18 protein-coding genes and 1 other RNA gene are annotated in these 18001 nt (G+C 62.0%); 5 read left to right on the forward strand and 14 right to left on the reverse strand.

From position 1 onward, the window contains the following. Positions 1-115 precede the first annotated feature (115 nt). The 7 genes from AC1DE4_RS02840 to rimP form a co-directional block, all read right to left on the reverse strand. Positions 116-967 carry an alpha/beta fold hydrolase gene (locus tag AC1DE4_RS02840; RefSeq protein ID WP_025659730.1) on the reverse strand — a complete coding sequence of 284 codons (852 nt, stop codon included), beginning with the start codon at positions 965-967 and terminating at the stop codon, positions 116-118. Positions 968-1091: 124 nt separating this feature from the next. Then, positions 1092-2024 carry a tRNA pseudouridine(55) synthase TruB gene (gene truB / locus AC1DE4_RS02845; RefSeq protein WP_018855384.1) on the reverse strand — a complete coding sequence of 311 codons (933 nt, stop codon included), beginning with the start codon at positions 2022-2024 and terminating at the stop codon, positions 1092-1094. A gap of 12 nt (positions 2025-2036) precedes the next feature. Next, on the reverse strand, positions 2037-2447 hold the full coding sequence (rbfA, locus tag AC1DE4_RS02850) for a 30S ribosome-binding factor RbfA (RefSeq protein ID WP_018855385.1): 411 nt from the start codon (positions 2445-2447) through the stop codon (positions 2037-2039). A 75-nt stretch (positions 2448-2522) separates the two neighbouring features. After that, positions 2523-5243: a translation initiation factor IF-2 gene (gene infB, locus AC1DE4_RS02855; protein ID WP_025659729.1), complete on the reverse strand. Its 2721-nt coding sequence runs from the start codon at positions 5241-5243 to the stop codon at positions 2523-2525. Between the two features lie 101 nt (positions 5244-5344). Further along, the gene (locus AC1DE4_RS02860) at positions 5345-6034 is read right to left on the reverse strand and encodes an RNA-binding protein (protein ID WP_477879771.1); all 690 of its coding nucleotides are present in this window, start codon (positions 6032-6034) and stop codon (positions 5345-5347) included. Beyond that, positions 6034-7638: a transcription termination factor NusA gene (gene nusA, locus AC1DE4_RS02865; protein WP_007798988.1), complete on the reverse strand. Its 1605-nt coding sequence runs from the start codon at positions 7636-7638 to the stop codon at positions 6034-6036. The genes AC1DE4_RS02860 and nusA overlap by 1 nt, the downstream gene beginning before the upstream one ends. Before the next feature lie 60 nt (positions 7639-7698). Beyond that, positions 7699-8304, reverse strand: coding sequence for a ribosome maturation factor RimP (rimP, locus tag AC1DE4_RS02870; RefSeq protein ID WP_018855388.1), 606 nt, complete (start codon positions 8302-8304; stop codon positions 7699-7701). A 228-nt stretch (positions 8305-8532) separates the two neighbouring features. Here rimP and AC1DE4_RS02875 point away from each other — a divergent pair, with 228 nt between their 5' ends. Together AC1DE4_RS02875 and AC1DE4_RS02880 are read left to right on the forward strand one after the other, a co-directional pair. Then, positions 8533-10164, forward strand: a complete 1632-nt coding sequence (locus AC1DE4_RS02875) for an MFS transporter (protein WP_112642251.1) — start codon at positions 8533-8535, stop codon at positions 10162-10164. Between the two features lie 8 nt (positions 10165-10172). Then, on the forward strand, positions 10173-10628 hold the full coding sequence (locus AC1DE4_RS02880; RefSeq protein WP_062375544.1) for a GNAT family N-acetyltransferase: 456 nt from the start codon (positions 10173-10175) through the stop codon (positions 10626-10628). 7 nt (positions 10629-10635) lie between these two features. On the opposite strand, the gene AC1DE4_RS02885 is transcribed toward AC1DE4_RS02880, so the two are convergent. Further along, positions 10636-11889, reverse strand: coding sequence for a lytic murein transglycosylase (locus tag AC1DE4_RS02885; protein WP_477879774.1), 1254 nt, complete (start codon positions 11887-11889; stop codon positions 10636-10638). An 8-nt stretch (positions 11890-11897) separates the two neighbouring features. Then, positions 11898-12503, reverse strand: a complete 606-nt coding sequence (gene recR / locus AC1DE4_RS02890) for a recombination mediator RecR (protein ID WP_025659724.1) — start codon at positions 12501-12503, stop codon at positions 11898-11900. Between the two features lie 56 nt (positions 12504-12559). On the opposite strand from recR, the gene AC1DE4_RS02895 reads away from it, so the two are divergent. Continuing rightward, a complete protein-coding gene (locus AC1DE4_RS02895) occupies positions 12560-13183 on the forward strand; it encodes an MOSC domain-containing protein (RefSeq protein ID WP_112642263.1) in 624 nt (207 codons plus the stop codon). On the opposite strand, the gene AC1DE4_RS02900 is transcribed toward AC1DE4_RS02895, so the two are convergent. After that, positions 13180-13716, reverse strand: coding sequence for an RBBP9/YdeN family alpha/beta hydrolase (locus AC1DE4_RS02900; RefSeq protein ID WP_477879777.1), 537 nt, complete (start codon positions 13714-13716; stop codon positions 13180-13182). The genes AC1DE4_RS02895 and AC1DE4_RS02900 overlap by 4 nt on opposite strands. A gap of 109 nt (positions 13717-13825) precedes the next feature. Here AC1DE4_RS02900 and AC1DE4_RS02905 point away from each other — a divergent pair, with 109 nt between their 5' ends. Beyond that, positions 13826-14308, forward strand: a complete 483-nt coding sequence (locus tag AC1DE4_RS02905; RefSeq protein WP_025659721.1) for an Lrp/AsnC family transcriptional regulator — start codon at positions 13826-13828, stop codon at positions 14306-14308. 83 nt (positions 14309-14391) lie between these two features. Beyond that, positions 14392-14919 (forward strand): DUF992 domain-containing protein, encoded by a 528-nt coding sequence (locus tag AC1DE4_RS02910; RefSeq protein ID WP_477879779.1) that lies wholly within the window; start codon positions 14392-14394, stop codon positions 14917-14919. A gap of 1 nt (position 14920) precedes the next feature. Here AC1DE4_RS02910 and AC1DE4_RS02915 read toward each other — a convergent pair whose 3' ends face one another. From AC1DE4_RS02915 to ffs, 4 genes are all read right to left on the reverse strand, one after another. After that, positions 14921-15532, reverse strand: coding sequence for a LysE family translocator (locus AC1DE4_RS02915; RefSeq protein WP_477879781.1), 612 nt, complete (start codon positions 15530-15532; stop codon positions 14921-14923). 72 nt (positions 15533-15604) lie between these two features. Beyond that, a complete protein-coding gene (locus tag AC1DE4_RS02920; RefSeq protein ID WP_018855398.1) occupies positions 15605-15928 on the reverse strand; it encodes a YbaB/EbfC family nucleoid-associated protein in 324 nt (107 codons plus the stop codon). A 22-nt stretch (positions 15929-15950) separates the two neighbouring features. After that, on the reverse strand, positions 15951-17819 hold the full coding sequence (locus AC1DE4_RS02925; protein ID WP_477879783.1) for a DNA polymerase III subunit gamma/tau: 1869 nt from the start codon (positions 17817-17819) through the stop codon (positions 15951-15953). 46 nt (positions 17820-17865) lie between these two features. Continuing rightward, positions 17866-17962, reverse strand: an RNA gene (gene ffs, locus AC1DE4_RS02930) — signal recognition particle sRNA small type. Positions 17963-18001 lie beyond the last annotated feature (39 nt).

The raw sequence follows: 18001 nt of genomic DNA on the forward strand, positions 1-18001 counted from the left end.
CGGGATGTCGTCCAGCTTCGGCCGCGAATGCATCCGGGCAGAGCCCGATTGCTGGCGCTGCGTATAAACCAAATGTGCTGCAATTGAAAGAGGCATGCCGCAGATGGCCGATTCGTCACTTTCCAGCTATGGCATCTTGGATCATGGCATTGTAGCCCTCTGGATCCTGCAGCATGGCGAAGTGGCTTGCGTCCTTGAGGATCACCAGCTTCGAACCTGGAATTTGTTTGGCCATCATCTCGGTATGGTCGAGCTTGATTGCCTCGTCGTGGTCGCCGATCGTCAAGGTGACGGGTACCTTGATCTTGCCGAGGTCGTCGGATGTCCAGGCTGGCTGGCTTCCCCACATCGCGGAGATCTGGGTGACGAAAGCATCATACTCGTTCGGCGTCGGCGACAGCTTCTTGTAGGTCTCGCCGGCCGCATCGATGTAACCGCTGAAGGTCTTGTTGGTCATGACGTCGGCTTTGACGCCGTCCGTCGTCACATTCGCCGCCTGTGCGATCACGCGCGTCAGCTTCTCCGGGTTCTTCATCGCCATGTCGATGCCGATGATGCCGCCATCAGACCAGCCGACCAGGGTCACCTTGTCTCGCTTCAGATAATCGAGCAGAGCGACATAGTCGGAGGTCATCAGATCATACCCGAACGGCTGCTCGCTGCGCGTCGAGCGCCCATGCCCGCGGCTGTCGGCGACGATCACCAAATGATCCTTGGCAAACTCGGCCACTTGATAGCCCCAGACATCGGCGCTGCCGAGTCCGCCGTGGATGAACAGCATCGGCTCACCCTCGCCGTATTCGGCGTAGTACATCTTGATGTCGTTGACGGGGGCCATGCCGCTCGTCTTTGCGGTCGGCATTGGCGGGAAGGCTGGCAACGTTGCCCAGCGCTCCGCGGAATAAGTGTTGGCGGCTATCAAAACCGCCGAGAAGAACATCAGGATGCCGGCTGCAAGTCTGCGCATAACTGTCTCCCTGATCTGAAGGACCCGACGGCCCAGATCAGGGAAACATATCCCAATGCCGAACATTGACAATTGCTATCTGTGGTTTGGCCGACCCACCGCAAAACCGGAGGTTTAACGACCCTCAGCCAAAGACCCGCTTTGGGCGGAACTCGCCCTGACCGATCTCGCCGATCGCGATCAGCTTGCCGCGGGACGTGGCATAGGCTTCGCTTTCGGCAACCGGCGCATCGCGACCCCGCACGAGGATCGGATTGCCCATCTTCAAACGATGCGCCTGGTCGTCATTGACAACGAGGTGCGGCAGTGAGGAGAGCGCTTCGCTGGTGTCGATCAGCAGGGCATCCAGCGCTGCAAGCCGTTCGTCCGCGTCTTCGACTGCCTCGATCGCGACGAGATCGGCAAGCGGTATCATGGTCTCTTCGGCAAAGGGCGCGACAAAGCTGCGACGCAGGCCGGAGATATGGCCATAGCAGCCGAGCTCGCGGCCGAAATCGCGCGCCAGCGCACGCACATAGGTACCCTTGCCGCATTCGACTTCGAAATGCGCCGTATTGGCATCCTGGCAGGACAGCAGCGTCAGGCGAAAGATCTCGACTTCGCGAGAGGGGATTTCCACTGCCTCACCGTCGCGCGCCAGATCGTAGGCGCGCTCGCCTGATATCTTGATGGCGGAAAACTGCGGCGGAACCTGGCTGATCACACCGGTGTACTTCGGCAGGAGGTCGCGGATCTGCTGTTCGCTCGGGCGCTTGTCGGAGCTCTGCGTTACATCGCCCTCAAGATCATCGGTTGCGCGCTCCTCGCCCCAGGTCACGGTGAATTCGTAGATCTTGCGACCGTCCATCACGTAGGGAACGGTCTTCGTCGCATCGCCAAGGGCGATCGGCAGCATGCCCGAGGCCAGCGGGTCAAGCGTGCCGGCGTGACCGCACTTCTGCGCCTTGAACAGCCATTTGATCTTGGAAACGGCTTCGGTGGAGCCGAAATCGACCGGCTTATCAAGGATCAGCCAACCCGAGATCGGGCGGCCCTTCGGTTTACGTGGTTTGGACATCAGTCTCTTCTACTATTCTTCTTCGGTATCGCCGTGATCGAGATCGCGGCTCACCTCAGGCGAGCGCAGCAACTCGTCGATCTTCTTGTAATTGTCGAAGCTCGTATCGTCGCGGAAGCGGACCTCCGGCATGTACTTCATCTGCCGAAGCTGGGACCCGAGGCGGCCGCGAATGTATTTTGCATTGCGGTTCAGCGCGCCAATCACCGCATCATGATCCGTCACACCAAGTGGCGTCACATAGGCCGTCGCGATCTTCAGATCGGGCGACATGCGGACTTCGGAGATGGAAATGACGGTCTTCTCGATCACGTCATCGCGCACTTCGCCGCGCTGCAGAACCTGCGTGATCGCGGCGCGAACCTGCTCGCCGACGCGCAGCATGCGCTGCGAAGGTGCGGAGGTTGTTGGTCTTGTTGCCATTTTTCTTTGCCTCAAAAGGTTCGGGCGCCGGCCTCAGTTGATCCGGCGCCCGTCCAAATTTCCAATATCACACGATCAGAGCGTACGGGTGATGTGCTCGACACGGAAGCACTCGATCGTGTCGCCGGCGCGGATGTCTTCGTAATTCTCGAAAGCCATACCGCATTCCTGGCCGGAATGCACTTCCGAGACTTCATCCTTGAAGCGCTTGAGCGTCTTGAGCTTGCCTTCGTGGATGACGACGTGGTCGCGGACGAGGCGAACGCCGACACCACGTTCGACCTTGCCTTCGGTAACGCGGCAACCCGCGACCTTGCCGACCTTCGTGATGTTGAACACCTCGAGGATCTCGGCATTGCCGAGGAAGGTTTCGCGACGCTCTGGCGACAGCAGGCCCGACATCGCTGCCTTCACGTCATCCACCAGATCGTAGATGATGTTGTAGTAGCGGATTTCAATGCCCTGGCGCTCTGCCAGCGTACGAGCCTGTGCGTTCGCACGGACGTTGAAGCCGATGATCGCGGCGCCAGATGCCTCGGCAAGCGAGATATCCGATTCCGTCACACCGCCGACAGCCGAGTGAACGATGCGGGCACGAACTTCGTCCGTACCGAGCTTTTCGAGTGCGCCGGCGATCGCTTCAATCGAACCCTGCACGTCGCCCTTGATGACCAGCGGGAACTCCTTGACGCCTGCGGACTGCAGCTGCGTCATCATCTGTTCCAGCGAGCCGCGCTGGCCCGAATGGCGGGCGGCAGCCTTGTCGCGAGCGAGGCGCTGACGATATTCCGAGATCTCGCGGGCGCGGCCTTCGTTTTCGACGACGGCGAACTTGTCACCTGCCTGCGGCGTGCCGGAAAGGCCGAGCACCTCGACCGGCATGGCCGGCGGGGCTTCCTTGACATGATCGCCCTTGTCGGTGACGAGGGCGCGGACACGACCCCAGACATCGCCGGCAACGATGATCTGGCCGGGCTTAAGCGTACCGTTCTGAACCAGAACGGTGGCAACCGAACCACGGCCGCGATCGAGCTGGGCTTCGATGACCGTGCCTTCCGCGGTGCGGTTCGGGTTGGCCTTGAGGTCCAGGATTTCGGCCTGCAGCAGGATGGCTTCCAGCAGCTTGTCGAGGTTCAGGCCCGTCTTGGCGGAAACTTCGACGTCAAGAACTTCACCGCCCATCGATTCCACGAAGACTTCGTGCTGCAGGAGTTGCGTGCGCACCTTCTGCGGATCGGCGGTCGGCTTGTCGACCTTGTTGATCGCCACGATGATCGGAACACCAGCGGCCTTGGCGTGGTTGATCGATTCAATCGTCTGCGGCATGACGCTGTCGTCAGCGGCAACGACCAGGATCGCAATGTCGGTCGCTTGCGCACCACGGGCACGCATCGCCGTGAAGGCGGCGTGGCCGGGGGTGTCGATGAAGGTGATCTTCTGACCGTTCTGCTCGACCTGATAGGCGCCGATATGCTGCGTGATGCCGCCAGCTTCGCCGGCAACCACGTTGGCATGGCGGATGGCATCGAGCAACGAGGTCTTGCCGTGGTCAACGTGGCCCATGATGGTCACAACAGGCGGACGCGAAACGCGATCGCCCTCTTCGTCGGCAACGTTGAAGATACCGAGTTCGACGTCGGATTCCGAAACGCGCTTGACGGTGTGGCCGAATTCGCCGGCGATGAGTTCAGCGAGGTCGGCGTCGATGACGTCGCCCGGCTTCATCATCTGGCCTTCCTTCATCAAGTACTTGATAACGTCGACCGCACGTTCGGACATGCGCTGCGACAGTTCCTGGATGGTGATGGTCTCCGGCAGGATGACTTCGCGAACAACCTTTTCGCGGGTTTCCTGCATCTGGCTGCGGCGGAACTTTTCCTGGCGGCGGCGCATGGCGGCCATGGAACGGCCACGTGCCGTGCCATCTTCGTCGACGCCGGCAGTACCGATCGTCAGCTTCCCGCGGCGACGTTCGTCGTCGGTCTTTGGACGTGTCGTCACCGGCTTTGCCGGTTCCGGGCGTACGACGCGACCACGAGCGGGAACGCCGCGCGGGGCGCCGCGGTCCTCATCTTCGCTGTCACGGCGACGAGCGCCCGGCGCTGCGGCCGCGGCCGGAGACGGCCTCGCCGGAGCCGCGGACGGCGCCGCATCGGGGCGGCGTGCGGGCGGAGTCTGGGCCTGAACACGCGGCGCTTCAGTGCGCGCCTCGACCGCAGCGGGTGCGGGAGTTGCAACGGCCGTGGCAGCTTCGGCAACGCGCTGAGCCTCTTCGGCAGCGCGACGCTTAGCCTCTTCGGCTTCCGCGGCCTGGCGCACAGCCTCTTCGGCGGCGCGGCGCTTTTCTTCCTCGGCGCGGCGAACCGCATCCTCGGCATCGCGAACTTGTGCCATGGCAAGCGCGCGCCGGCGGGCATCCATTTCTTCCGGCGAGAGGTGGTTCAAGACTACCGGACGCGGACGATCCTGCTGGCGCGGCTGCGAAGACGGCTGCTGCGGACGTGACTGCTGGCCGGACGGATGGATGCGTGGGGCAGGGGCCTGCGGTGCGCGCGGCTGATGCGCGACCGGGGCCGGCTCGGCGGCACGGGCGGGCGCCGCCGCAGTGCCCGGCGTAATCGGGCGCTCGTCTTCCGGACGCATCGGACGCCGCTTGCGGGTCTCGACAACGACCGCCTTGGTGCGGCCGCGGCCCATATCCTGGCGCACGGTGCCCTGGCTCATGCCCGACGGCTTCAGGGTCAGTGTCTTCTTGCCCGGTCCGTTCAGTGTCTTGTCGTCATTGCTATCGGTCATTCGTTCCCGTTCCTTCGGACAGGGAGCGATGACGTCATCAGGCCCTGTCAATCAAATATGTCGATCAATGATCTGGGGACCGGACAAGTCCGGTGACCGCATCATTGTTTTTGCCGGCCAGCGCCGCCCGCTGCCCGGGACTGACCGCCATTGCGGTACTGTTCGAGCATCTTTGCGCGCTTCACTACACCCTCACCCGCCTGCCCTGCAAGCACTGCAGCATGGATAAAAGCGTTCTGGCCCATCAGGCCTTCCATTTCGCTCTCCGAGAAGAGACGGTAGGAAGGTACTTCCTCCTCGGTCTCCATTCCGAGGTGCCAGGCCTTGCGGGCCTGGTCGATTTTTCTCACGCCATCTTCGGCGGCATTCGTTGCGTGGAACACGGCGATCGCGGCTCCACTCCTGACTGCGGCATCCACTTTCGCGGAGCCGGTAACGAACTGCCCCGCCTTGCGAGCCATGTTCATCATCTGCATCAGCTGCTGTACGAGCAGCGTATCGACGGTTTCGCCGAGCTCGGCTGCCGCCTTCACATCCGCTTTCAAGGCACGCGAAAAGAGCTTCTTCGCCACGGCCTTGTCGACCAGCGAGCGATCGATCTTGACCCAACAGCCGCGTCCCGGAAGCTGGCGCTTCAGGTCGGCGACCACAGTCCCATCAGGAGCAGCAACGAAGCGGATCAGCTCATCCTGCGATCCGCTTTCGCGCGTCACGATGCACATGCGACCATTCACGTCATATCCTGCAAGATCGTCGTCCTCAGGAGAGACGCTCGGCTCACGCGCGGACATTATACTTCCTGCTCGGCCTCGGGCGCTTCTTCAGCTTCCGCGTCCTTTGCGAGGTCCTCCTCGGTGATCCAACCAGCCGCGAGGCGGGCCTGGACAACCATCTGCTCCGCCTCGACGCGCGAAACGTCGAACTTGGAGAACAGGCCTTCGAACTTCTTGGTCTCGCCGTTCTTGCGCTCGCTCCAGCCGACGAGATCGTCAGCGGCGCAGCCGGCGAAGTCCTCGATCGTCTTGATGCCGTCTTCGCCGAGCGCGACCATCATCTGAGCGGTCATGCCGTCGATCTGACGCAGTTCGTCGGAAACACCGAGCGCCTTGCGCTTCTCGTCCATTTCGGCTTCCAGGCGCTCCAGATATTCGCGGGCGCGCGTCTGGATTTCCTGTGCGGTGTCTTCGTCAAAACCGTCGATTGAGGCAATTTCGTCGAGATCGACGTAAGCCAGTTCTTCAACTGCCGCAAAGCCTTCCGACGCCAGAACCTGGCCGACCATTTCGTCAACGTCGAGCGAATCCATGAACAGGTTGGTGCGCTCGTTGAATTCCTTCTGACGGCGCTCGGATTCCTCGGCTTCCGTCATGATATCGATGTCCCAGCCAGTCAGCTGCGATGCCAGGCGGACGTTCTGGCCGCGGCGGCCGATGGCCAGCGACAGCTGCTCGTCCGGAACCACGACTTCAATGCGCTCTGCATCTTCGTCGAGAACGACCTTGGCGACCTCAGCCGGCTGCAGGGCGTTGACGACGAAGGTCGCCGGGTCCTGCGACCACGGAATGATGTCGATCTTTTCGCCTTGGAGTTCGCCGACGACGGCCTGAACACGCGAACCGCGCATACCGACGCAGGCGCCGACCGGATCGATCGAGCTGTCGTTCGAGATCACGGCGATCTTGGCGCGCGAACCCGGATCGCGGGCAACCGACTTCACCTGGATGATGCCGTCGTAGATTTCAGGCACTTCCATCGTGAAGAGCTTGACCATGAACTGCGGATGCGTGCGCGACAGGAAGATCTGCGGGCCGCGCTGTTCACGACGAACATCATATACGTATGCGCGGACGCGATCGCCATAGCGGACGTTCTCGCGCGGGATCATTTCGTCGCGGCGGATGATGCCTTCGCCGCGGCCGAGGTCGACGATGACGTTGCCATATTCGACGCGCTTGACGGTGCCGTTGACGATTTCGCCGACGCGATCCTTGAACTCGTCGAACTGGCGGTCGCGCTCGGCTTCACGAACCTTCTGAACGATAACCTGCTTGGCGGACTGAGCAGCGATACGGCCGAAATCCATCGGCGGCAGCGGATCGGCAATGAAATCGCCAAGGGCTGCATCCGGGTTGCGGTCGCGGGCCAGCTCAAGTGGAATCTGGGTCGAATAGTCTTCGGCCTTGTCGACAACTTCGAGCAGACGCTGAAGACGGATTTCACCGGTCTTCGGGTTGATGTCGGCGCGGATGTTGGACTCGGTGCCGTAGCGGGAGCGCGCTGCCTTCTGGATCGCGTCTGCCATTGCGGCAAGTACGATCTCGCGGTCGATGACCTTTTCGCGCGCCACTGCATCTGCGATCTGCAGAAGTTCGAGCCGGTTCGCACTGACTGCCATTGTCTTATCTCTCCGTCTTGGCGTCCCGGGTTCCCGTCCCTGGAGCCACAAGTTGATCGGTTATTCTTCGTCTTCCGCTTCGTTCTGGTTCGCGGCCTCTGCCTTCGCCAGCTTGTCGGCGCGCAGGGCATCACGGATCAGATCGTCGGTCAGAATGAGCTTTGCATCGGCGAGAGCCGTGAACGGAATAACGATATTCTGCTCTTCACCCTCGGAAACCTGGTCACGCTCGAGCGTGAAACCGTCTGCGTCGGTCGCAACGATCTTGCCACGGAAGCGCTTGCGGTTGCCGACCATGATCGACGTTTCGCACTTCAAAAGGTGTCCCTGCCAGCGCACGAAATCGGATTTCCGCACCATCGGGCGGTCGATACCCGGCGAAGACACTTCGAGATGATACTCTCTATCGATCGGATCTTCCACATCGAGAACCGGAGAAACGGCCATCGAGACCTCTTCGCAGCCTTCGACATCCATCGTTCCATCATTACGTTCGGCCATGATCTGCATGGTGGCGCCGTTCTGGTTGAGCATGCGTACACGGACCAGGCGATAACCCAGGTCGATGAGCACAGGCTCGACGATGTCGGCAAGGCGCTGGTCGAGACCGGTCTCGGTGATCAGCCGCGGCTCAAGTTCATTGTCTGCTTTCGTCGGATCCGACAAGCGATACGCTCCTCGCAATTTCATGCTTTTTGGATGATCGCGGTAATAAAAAAGAGCGGGTCCTTGCGGCCCACTCTTCATCAAAACGATCAAGATTTGAGAGCCATATAGGCCCGTTTTCAAAAAATTGCAAGGTCCGTCGCCAACCTTCGGCCTAACGGGCGCCCGAGGTAGCCAGCGGCGTCATTCAGCATATATTGGCTCCGAGGACCGTCATCGGGAGGGATCGTGCCTTACACTTCGTCGACACTGGCGCCGCTACGGCACGAAACCTACCGAAGGATCTGGTTTGCAAGCCTCGCTTCGAACTTCGGGGGACTGATCCAGGCGGTCGGCGCCGCCTGGATGATGACGACCATCACGGCATCGGACAATATGGTTGCGCTCGTGCAGACATCGACGGCACTGCCAATCATGCTCTTTTCGCTTGCATCGGGCGCCCTTGCAGACAGCTTTGATCGCCGCCGGGTGATGCTGATTGCGCAATACTTCATGTTTGCGGTTTCGGCCGTGCTCAGCATCTCCGCCTACTTCGGCTGGCTTTCGCCCTGGCTGCTCCTCTTTTTCACCTTCCTCATCGGCTGCGGCACGGCGTTGAACAACCCGTCCTGGCAAGCCTCGGTCGGCGACATGGTGCCGCGCGTGGATCTGCCGGGTGCGGTGACGTTGAACAGCGTCGGCTTCAATATCACCCGCAGTGTCGGACCCGCGATCGGTGGCGCCATCGTCGCCGCTGCCGGCGCGGCTGCAGCCTTTGCCGTCAATACACTGAGCTACTTCGCGCTGATCTATGCGCTACGGCGCTGGAAGCCGACCCCGCCGGCCTCGACCCTCCCGAGGGAGACGCTCGGCAGCGCCGTCTTTGCCGGCCTTCGTTACGTGTCGATGTCGCCCAACCTGCAAAAGGTGCTGCTGCGCGGGCTCGTCTTCGGGATCAGCGCCAGCTCGATCCTTGCACTGCTGCCGATCGTGGCGATCAACCTTGTTGTCGGCGGTCCGCTGACCTACGGCCTCATGCTCGGCTCTTTCGGCATCGGCGCCATCGGCGGGGCTATCCTGAACGACCGGCTGCGCGAACGCTTTTCGAGCGAGGCGATCGTGCGGATTTCCTTTACCGGCTTTGCGCTGAGCGCAGTGATCGCCGCCTCCAGTCCGATTGCCGCGCTGACCTGTGCCGGGCTGGTGATCGCAGGCGCATGTTGGGTGCTGGCGCTCTCGCTGTTCAATACGATCGTGCAGCTGTCGACGCCGCGTTGGGTCGTCGGCCGCGCCCTGTCGCTCTATCAGACGGTGACCTTCGGCGGCATTGCCGGCGGCAGCTGGCTCTGGGGCGCGGCAGCCGACCGCTATGGCGTTGCCAATGCCCTGCTCATCTCGGCCTTCGTCATGCTCTTCGGCATCGTCATCGGCCTGCGCTTTGCCATGCCGGCCTTTGCCTCGCTCAACCTGGACCCGCTGAACCGCTTCATCGAACCGGCGCTCGGCCTCGATATCACGCCGCGCAGCGGTCCAATCGTCGTCCAGATCGATTACGAAATCGCAGACGCGGACATTGCCGACTTTCTGGCCCTGATGGGCGAGCGGCGGCGCATCCGCATTCGCGACGGCGCGCGCAATTGGGCGCTGATGCGCGATCTCGAAAAACCGGGCCGGTGGACGGAGACCTACCACGCGCCGACCTGGGTCGAATACATCAGGCACAATCAGCGCCGCACGCAGGCCGATGCGGAAAATATCGAACAGTTGCGGGCGCTCCACCGAGGCGAAGAACTGCCGCAGGTGCATCGACTGATCGAGCGCCAGGCCATTCCGCCCAACGATGACGTCTTCTACAAGGCACCGATCGACCTGCATCATTGAGGCAAGACATGCATTCCTTCCGCCCCGCGCGCCGTTCGGATCTGGCTGACATCATTGGCTTGCTCGCCGAGGACGACCTCGGCAGCGCGCGCGAAATCGTTTCGGATCCGCCGGATGCGAGATATGTCGCTGCGTTTGATGCCATCGAAGCCGACGCCAATCAGCTGCTGGCGGTCGCGGTGGATGGGCGCGATCGCGTCCTCGGCTGCTTGCAGCTGACTTTCATTCCCGGCCTGTCCCGAACAGGTGTTTGGCGTGGGCAGATCGAAAGCGTGCGCGTCGCCAAGAGCGCGCGTGGCACGGGCCTAGGCTCCGATTTCATTGAGTGGGCTGTTGCACGCTGCGCCGAGCGCGGTTGCGGTTTGGTACAGCTGACCTCGGACAAATCACGGCGCAATGCCATCCGTTTCTACGAGAAACTGGGATTTGTCGCGAGCCACGAGGGGCTGAAGCGCAACCTCTAGGCTCTAGCTACTTCAACCTTCCGATCATCGATGCCTCGGGATAGCAGGTCGGCGTCAAGCCGTTCTTCTCCTGCCACTGGCCGATGGAACGGCGGGTCTTGTAACCGGGGAGACCATCGGAGCCGCCGACGTCGTATCCCTTTTTCTCCAACGCCTTCTGCATCGTCGCGACGTCGGAGCGCAGCATTTTGCCGACATCGCCCCAAGGCCCCTGGAAAGCCCCGGACCCATAGGCGATGCGATCGGCCAGGTTGCCAATAAAAAGCGCATAGAGGTCGGAGTTGTTGTATTCCTTCAGCACGTAGAAGTTCGGCGTGACGACAAACTGCGGACCGTCGCGCCCGGCAGGGACGAGCATCATGCCGGACGCCTTGCCCTCGCCGGAAGGGAAAGCCTTGCCTGATATGCGCGTGATACCGAGTGAGGCCCAGTGCGACACGGGCTTGGCGAGGTCCGGCCCCTCTTGCGCGCAGGATACGCCATCGGGGATGCTCACTTCGTATCCCCAGCCACGACCGCGCTGCCAGCTCTTCTGGGCAAGGAAGTTCGCAATAGAGGCAAGCGTATCGGGAACCGATGTCCAGATGTTGGGGTGGCCGTCGCCATCGAAATCGACCGCATATTTCAGATAGCTGGTCGGCATGAACTGCGGCTGGCCGAGCGCGCCGGCAGATGACCCCTTGAATTCGGCCGGCGTCGCGTCACCGCGATCGATGATATGCAGAGCGGCGAGCAATTCGGTGCGGAACATGTCCTTGCGCGTCGACATAAAGGCCTTGGTCGCCAGCACCTCGATGGCGGAATTCGGGATCTTGGCAGCCCCGAAGCCGGTTTCGCGCCCCCAGACGGCAAGGACGATCGAGCCGGGAACCCCGTAGGCTTTTTCAATCGTCTTCAGCGTCGAGGCATATTGCGCGGCAAAGCCGCGGCCGGTGCTCCCCAGCCGCTTCAGCCGATCCTCGTTGAAGTACGGCGCGGGCGAGGAGAATTCGGCCTGCGTCTGCTTCTGCTCCTTGGCAGGTGGGAAGCCGGGAGGGGCGAGATCGGTCAAGGTCCAGTTCAGCTCGACGCCCGCAAAGGCTGCTTGAAACGCCTTCTCGGAAATGCCATTGCGCTGCGCCTCCGGCCAGAGATCGGCCCTGACCCACTTTTCGAACTGCGCTTCAACATCGGCCTTGGAAGCGGAAAAAGCCGGCGGGCCTGACAGTGCCAGCAGTGCCGCGGTCGCGATCAAGAGGCGCCCCAAAATGCGCTTGCTCATGCTTCCCCCTAGATTGCCGTGCGGGCTCTGAGCGCCGCCTGCAGCGTTCCTTCATCGAGATAGTCGAGTTCGCCACCGACCGGGACGCCATGGGCAAGGCGCGTGATCTTGACGTCCAGTCCGGTCAGCTGGTCGGTTATATAGTGTGCTGTTGTCTGCCCCTCGACGGTGGCGTTGACCGCGATGATCAGTTCGCGGATGCCGCCGGCCGTGACGCGCTCGATCAGGCCGCGAATGTTGAGATCATCCGGGCCGACGCCATCCAAGGGAGACAAAGTGCCACCGAGGACATGATAGGCGGCGTTCAGCGCGCCGGCGCGCTCCAACGCCCATAGGTCGGAGACATCTTCGACGACGATGATGACGGAATGGTCGCGCCGGTCGTCCGTGCAGACCGTGCAGGGATCTACCGTATCGACATTGCCGCAGAGAGAGCAGATCTTGACCTTGTCGTAGGCCTCGCCCATCGCGTTCGACAGCGGGCCGAGCAGTTGGTCTTTCTTCTTGATGAGATGCAAGGCAGCGCGGCGCGCGGACCGCGGACCGAGGCCGGGGACCTTTGCCAGAAGCTGGATCAGTTTTTCGATTTCGGGGCCGGTGACTCGCTTTGCCATGAGCGGTTATTAGCCCATATGCTGCAAAAACGGAAACATGTTGGGAGCGCCGCTTGATGAAAATCCTCGCCGTCTGCATCGGCAGTGCCGAGCGGCTGCCCGGCAAGAGCTACAAGACGGGCATCTACAAGCATCCCATCACCGGCAGCGTGCTCGTCGATGCGGAGGGCGTGGTCGGTGATGCGATCTGCAACCGGAAGCATCATGGCGGCGTCGACCAGGCCGTCTATCTCGAGGGGTCGCTGACGCTCGACTGGTGGTCGAAAGAGCTTGGGCGGCCGATCGTGCCAGGCACATTCGGAGAAAACCTGGTGATCGACGGTCTCGACAACCGCACCGTTTCGGTCGGCGATCGATTCATAGCCGGCGATCTTGTTCTGGAGGTTACCAGTGCGCGCATTCCCTGTGCGACCTTTGCCGCCCGGATGGGTGACCCGCGGTTCGCCAAGCGCTACGCGCGAGCTGCCCGGCCGGGCATCTATTGCCGGGTGCTTCACGGTGGAGCAATCACCGCCAGATCAACGGTCGACTATCAGCCTTATGACGGCGAAAAGGTTACGATGCCGGAGATGATCGCCACCTTTGGCAAGACACTCGCCGCCCAAGATCGCAACCGCTATCTGGCGGCTCCGATCCACTACAAACTTCGGAATATTCTGGAAGTGCAGGCCGGCGCCTAGCGCAAGCGCACCTCAAGGGCCGCCAAAGCCGCCCGTCCCTCCGGCCAATCGCCAAGCCCACTGGCTCCGTTGATGTGACCGCGGGCACCAATATTTGTGAATTGGCTACCCCACTCATCAGCCCTGGCACGTGCGTAGTCAAGCGAACCGTACGGGTCGTCGCTGCTGGCTACGACAAGCGAGGGGAACGGAAGCGCCCCGAGAGGTGTTTCGGCAAAGCCGGCTGCTTCCGGCGGGTAGGCTGCGGCGCGCGGGTCCGGCGGCGCGACGAGCAAGGCGCCGCTGGCGCGATGCCTGGCCCGCCGTGCCCAATGGGCCACCAGCAGGCAAGAGAGACTATGGGCAACGAGAAGCGGTTCGGCCTGCGCCTGTCCGACTGCCCTGTCCAGCGCCTCAATCCAGTCCTCAAGGTCCGGCTGATCCCAACTCGAGGGTGAAAAGCGCCGAATGCGACGGTCGGCCGTCTCCCATCGGGACTGCCAGTGGGTTTCGCCAGACCCGCCAATGCCGGGCACCGTGATGATTTCTCTCATCGCTTCCTTCCTGTTGCTCGACGGACAAGTTGCGCGAGAGGGTCCGCAAATGACATAAGAAATCATCGGCAAAGTCATCGCTCAGCCGATAGATTAAAGGCGGACATTCATGGCCGATTTCATGAGCCGACAACTCGACCCAACTGACATGATGATTATCGAGATCATGCAGGCTGATGGGCGCATTTCCGTTTCCGAGCTGGGGCGCAAGGTCGGCCTGTCGCAGCCGGCAGCCTCCGAGCGGCTGAAACGCCTGGAGGAACGGGGGATCATCGAAGGCTACGGCGCCCGTATCAATACCGCGGCGCTCGGGCTGGGCATGATGGCCGTGATCCGGCTACGCACCACCCACGAACATATCCGCACCTGCCTCAAGCAATTTGCCGACATGCCGCAGATCATCGAAGTTCTCAGGCTGACAGGAGAGGATTGCTTCGTCTTGAAGGTCCTCGTCCCCTCGCCCTCCGAGCTTGAAGTCATCGTCGATAGCATCGCGCGCTATGGTGCGGTCACCACCTCGCTCGTCTTGCGTGGGGAGCCGACCAAACCCTTCGGTCGCGAACTGATGAAATTGGCGCGAAACCACCTTTGAGGTGATTTCAACGGCTGCCACTTGCTGACGAGAAGGAGCCTCCTAGTTTTTCATCCACGGGGTGCAAATCGAAGGAGGCTCGCATGTCCATCGCAAGACTTATCGCGGCGGCAGTCATCGCCGCAACGGCCACTACCTTCCTATCAGCAACGCCGGCTGCAGCCCGCGTCAAGGTCGGCTCGTTGGGCTGTGATATTTCTCCCGGATTCGGCGTCATCATCGGCTCGAAACGGACGCTAAACTGCATATTCACGCCGTCCTCGCCCGATCGACCAAGCGAACGCTACACCGGCACGATCACCAAGTTTGGTGTCGATATCGGCACTCTCGCTGGCGGCGGATTGATCTGGCTCGTCTACGCGCCGACAAACCGGCTCGACGGCGCCCTGCAGGGCAGCTACTCCGGCGTCGCAGCCAATGCGACGGTCGGCCTCGGCGTCGGGGCGAATGTCCTGATCGGCGGTTTCGAGGGCTCGATTGCTCTGCAACCTGTCTCGGCTGAGGGCACGTCCGGTCTCAACATCGCGGCAGGCGTTGCCAATATGATCCTGACCTGGGTGCCGCCGGCACCACCGCCACCAGCTCCCAGGCGGCATGTGTCACAGCGATAGCCTAGCGCATCGCGATCGCCAAAGCGGCGCCGGCCATCGTTCCGGCGCTGGCGCGGTTGGCCGCGCGAATAGCACGACGGCTCCTCAGGAACCGCCGGGCTTTGGCAGCAAGCAGCGTCCAACTGAAGTCGATGAAGATCAGCACGAAGAGCATGGTGGCCACGAGTTCTGCCCAACCGACGATCGTTACCCCGCGAACGTCGATGATCGAGGGCAGCAGCGCCATGTAGAACATCATGATCTTCGGGTTGCCGAGCGTCACCGTCATGCCGGCGAGGAAAAGCCTTGTGGGTGATTGCGCCTCGGGCAACGCTTCGCCATCACTATCGGGCGAGGCGAACCACATTTTCCAGGCAAGATAGAGCAGGTAGCAGACGCCGAGCCACTTGATGGCAACGAAGGCACAGTGGAAGGTTTCGGCGATCGCCGCCAAGCCGGCGACGGCGCAGGTCAGCCAAATTGCTTCGCCGAGCCACATAGCTGACAGGAAAGGCAGAACGTCACGGGCGCCCTTGGAAATCACCCGGGCGACGAGTGCGGCAACGCTCGGACCGGGAGAGCCGGCGGCCACGAACAATGCGCAGGCAAAGACAAACAGATTGGTCAACGTCATCGGCAATCCTCCTGTTGCGTGACGGAAGCGATGCCAGCGCAGCTGACACCGCTCTCTTGGTCTACCGGCTGGTCAGAACGGCATCTTGAAGCCGGGAGGAATCGGCAGGCCGGCGGTCAGCGCCTTGGTCTTTTCGGCAGCGGCGGCTTCCGCCTTGTCCTTGGCATCCTTATGCGCGGCAACGATCAGGTCTTCGAGGATTTCGACATCGTCTTCCTTGAAGAGGGACGGGTCGATCTTCAGGCTCTGCATCTCGCCCTTGCCATTGAGGATCACGGTGACGAGACCGCCACCCGACTTGCCTTCCGCCTGGAGTTCGGCGATCTCCGCCTGCATCTTCTCCATCTTGGCCTGCATTTCCTTGACTTTGCCCATCATGCCCATGATGTCGCGCATCGTCTCGCTCCTTCTCGATACTCTAGAAAATTATGTCGTCGCCGGGCAAGATGTCGCCCTCTTCGGATTCGGCAGCGGCAGGCGCCTTGACTTCCTCTTCCTCATCCGGCTCGGGCGCCCTTACGCGGACGTCGATGATCTTGGCGCCCGGAAACTGGGAGAGGATCGCCGCCACATCCGGATCTTGGCGCGCGTCGCTGACCTGCTGCGCCTTGGCGTTGGCTTCGGCCTCGACGATCGTCGGCTGAGCTTCCTCGCGGCTGAGGCTGACGATCCAATGGATGCCTGTCCAGTCCTTGAGCTTGACAGCCAGTTCGTTCAGCAGCGTACCGGGGGCGCCTTCGGTCAGATTGACGTCGAGGCGGCCGGGCTCGATGCGAACCGGGCGTACGAAGTTGCGCACCAGCGCCTTGACCTTCACATCGCGCTTTTCACCGGCCAGATTGGCGATATCGGTGATCGAGTTTACCGAAACCAGTGGTTTCGGCGCCTCGGCCGGCTTCGTCTCGACGCGGCCGACCGGCACGTTCTGCGGGTCGGGATTAGGGACGGCGCGCAGCATCGCGGTCGGGCCGGCGGGCTGCGGGCGCGGGATCGACTCGGTCGATCGTGCCGCCAGATTGCCTTGATAGTTCACCGTTGCGCCGCCACCGCCGTTGCCCGATGGGACGGATGGACGGCCGCCACCGTTCGTCTCGGAAAACTCCGCGAGGCGACGGGCGGCATCTTCCGGCGCCGGCAGATGGGCGGCATGTGTCAGTCGGATCAGCACCATCTCAGCGGCGCCGGCCGGGCGCGAGGAGCCTTCGGCTTCCGGAATGCCCTTCAGTAACATCTGCCAGATGCGCGACAGCGTCGTTACCGCCACGCTCTGCGCGAATTCGGCGGCCTTGGTACGTTCGATTTCGCTGAGCGAAGGATCGTTCGCGGCATCCGGCACGTATTTCAACCGCGTGACCAGATGCGTGAAATCGGCGAGATCGGTCAGCACGGCAACGGGGTTGGCACCGGCTTCATACTGGCTTTCGAATTCGCCGAGCGCTGCTGCGACATCGCCTTTTACGATATGATGAAAGAGATCGACGATGCGGGCGCGGTCGGCAAGGCCGAGCATCCCGCGCACCGTTTCCGCCAGCACCGCGCCGCCGCCATGGGCGATCGCCTGGTCGAGCAGCGAGAGACCGTCGCGCGCCGAACCTTCGGCGGCACGGGCAATCATCGCCAGCGCATCCGGCTCCGCCTCGATGCCTTCCTTCGATGCGATCGTGGTAAAGAGCCCAACGAGATCGGAGGCACTGATGCGGCGCAAGTCGAAACGCTGGCAGCGCGACAGGACGGTGATCGGGACCTTGCGGATTTCGGTGGTAGCGAAGATGAACTTCACATGCTCCGGCGGCTCTTCGAGCGTCTTCAGCAGGCCGTTGAAGGCCTGTGTCGAGAGCATGTGCACTTCGTCGATGATGTAGACCTTGTAGCGCGCCGAAACCGGGCGATAGCGCACCTGCTCGATGATCTCGCGGATATCGTCGATACCCGTGTGGGATGCAGCGTCCATCTCGATGACGTCGACATGCCGGCCTTCCATGATCGCCTGGCAATGCTCACCCGGGATCCGCAGATCGATCGTCGGCTTGTCGATGTCAGCGGTCTTGTAATTCAGCGCGCGAGCGAGGATGCGGGCGGTCGTCGTCTTGCCGACCCCGCGCACGCCGGTCAGCATGTAGGCTTGGGCAATACGGCCGGTCTCGAAGGCGTTGGTCAGGGTCTGAACCATCGGCTCCTGGCCGACCATCAGATCCGTGAAATCCTTGGGGCGGTATTTGCGTGCCAGCACCCGGTATCCGGTGCCCGTCGAGGCGGCATCTTGTGACTGTCGCTCGGTGTCGCTCATCGCCCTGCTTATCACCCGGACTGCCCGAGCAAGAATGGAGAGAAAGGTGGGAGGCTGGCACGATGACCCGTGCCGGGCTCGTTAGGGCTGCTTCCTTCCGGACCTGACCCGGTTGGCGAGTGGCTCGTCCACCACCAACCTCCCGGATGCACATATCGGCAATATCGCCATCAAAAGCAAGC

This window comes from Rhizobium sp. 10N414, assembly GCF_056394785.1.